This is a genomic window from Alteromonas sp. AO-Serp (assembly GCF_017849675.1).
GTDB lineage: Bacteria > Pseudomonadota > Gammaproteobacteria > Enterobacterales > Alteromonadaceae > Alteromonas > Alteromonas macleodii.
Genome location: NZ_JAFLMX010000307.1, coordinates 1 through 2271 on the forward strand (window position 1 = coordinate 1; position 2271 = coordinate 2271).

Sequence of the window (2271 nt, forward strand, 5' to 3'; positions counted from 1 at the left end):
GGTATCAACAGGCTAAAAAATGTCATCTAACGCACTGAATACGTAGCTTGACAGAGAATCAAAAAAACTTTGCTGGTAGGGGCTTGGCAGGGCGATTTTGTGTGCTACCATCCGCGCAAATTTGGCACTGTCGTGATCTTCATCCAAAAGTATAAAGTTAAAAGAAGAACGACAGGTCAACGCAGGGTTTCGACTTTGCTTGTTTTTTAGCCGCTTCCATGTAACCGTGAGCAGTCTTACACGGCGGGAACGCTTTTTGTTACAGCTATTTCTATGAAAGGGTTGCAATGCTCATTAACGACACACTTCATACAACTTCACCCCTACGCCAGCGTATAAGAGACTACTATCGCATTAGTGAGTCGGTGGCTGTGGATCAAATCCTTCCCATTGCCGAGGTAAACCCACGTGCACGAAGCCGTGCATGGGAACGCGCACGAAAGATGGTGCTTCAAATTCGCCGAGAGCAAGAAGGGCACGGTGGTGTTGACGCATTATTAAATGAATACTCGCTATCTACAGCAGAAGGTGTGGTATTGATGTGCTTGGCTGAAGCCTTGCTGCGTGTTCCAGACAAAGCCACTCAAGATGAGCTTATTCGTGACAAACTGTCTCAGGGACAGTGGACACCTCACTTGGGGAATTCAGAGTCGTTATTTGTTAACGCATCGGCGTGGGGCTTGTTATTTACGGGCAACATGGTGAACTATGCCGACAAGCGCAAGAAAGAACAGTTCGGCTTGTTAAAACAAACCCTTGGCCGCTTAGGTGAACCTGTTATTCGCCGCGCTATGAACATTGCGATGCGCGTTATGGGTCGTCAGTTCGTTATGGGCGAAACCATTGAAGATGCGGTAGATCGCGCCAAAGAGAAAGAAACCAAAGGGTACGTATATTCTTACGACATGCTAGGCGAAGGCGCACGTACTATGCGCGACGCTGAGCGTTACTACGATGCATACGTAAAAGCAATAAAAGTAATCGGTAAAGCGGCTAACGGACGCGGTCCTAAGCGTTCACCGGGGATCTCGGTAAAGCTTTCTGCTATTCACCCACGCTTTGAATTTTCTCACCGCGAACGCGCCATGGCAGACATTCCGCCGCGCTTGAAAGCGCTGTGTATGATGGCGAAAGAATACGATATCGGTTTAACCGTAGATGCGGAAGAAGCTGACCGTCTAGAGCTTTCTCTAGACATTATTGAAGCTGTATTTCGCAATGAAGACTTGAACGGTTGGACAGGCTTTGGCTTGGCCGTACAGGCCTACCAAAAACGCGCAATCCACGTTATAGAGCACTTACGTGAACTTACCCTAGAGGTAGGTCGTCCGCTAATGGTGCGTTTGGTTAAAGGTGCCTATTGGGATACTGAGATTAAGCTTACTCAACAAGCGGGCCTTGAAGAGTTCCCTGTATTTACCCGTAAGTCGTCAACAGATGTGTCATACCATGCCTGTGCGAACCGTCTACTTGAGTATCGCGACACCATTTACCCGCAGTTTGCGACTCACAATGCCTACACTGCGTCTGTTATTGTTGAGCTTGCTGGTGACGACAAAGAAGGTTTTGAGTTCCAGTGTCTGCACGGTATGGGCGATACCCTTTACGATCAGGTGGTAACACAGGATAAAATTCAGTGCCGTGTTTATGCACCGGTAGGTGAACACGAAGACTTATTGGCCTACCTTGTACGTCGTCTTCTTGAAAACGGCGCGAACTCGTCGTTTGTAAACGCTATCGTTGACGATGAAAAACCGGTTGAGTCTTTGCTTGAAGATCCGGTAGAGAAAACACAACGCCTGAAAGTACGCTATAACAAGTTAATCAAAACCCCACGTGGGCTGTATGCGCCAGAGCGCGATAACTCGCGTGGTCTAGACCTTACCGACACCAATGCGGTAACGGCGCTTAAACACGAACTTGAACGCTGGCAGGATTACTACAAAGTGACCGGTGAAGTGCCAGAAGGTGCGACAGCGGTACTTAGCCCAACTAACCACAACGACGTGGTAGGTTATCACCATTACGCTACGCCTGATGATATGCGCAAAGCATTAGATGAAGCCGAAGCTGGGTTTGAAGCATGGTCTAAACGCGATGTAAGCGAGCGCGCTGAAATACTTAATCGAACAGCAGATGCGCTTGAGCGCCACATGGCTGAGCTTATCGCTATCTGTATGCGTGAAGCCGGTATAGTAGCGCACGACAGTATTGATGAATTGCGGGAAGCCGTTGAGTTCTGGCGCTACTACGCGGCGCGTGCAGAAGAGC

At 48.7% G+C, this 2271-nt stretch carries 1 protein-coding gene; it reads left to right on the top strand.

The window, feature by feature from the left end:
* Positions 1 to 287: 287 nt before the first annotated feature.
* Positions 288 to 2271: bifunctional proline dehydrogenase/L-glutamate gamma-semialdehyde dehydrogenase PutA (gene putA, locus QVA83_RS19775; protein WP_287498849.1), on the top strand; the 1984-nt coding region annotated here is incomplete at its 3' end.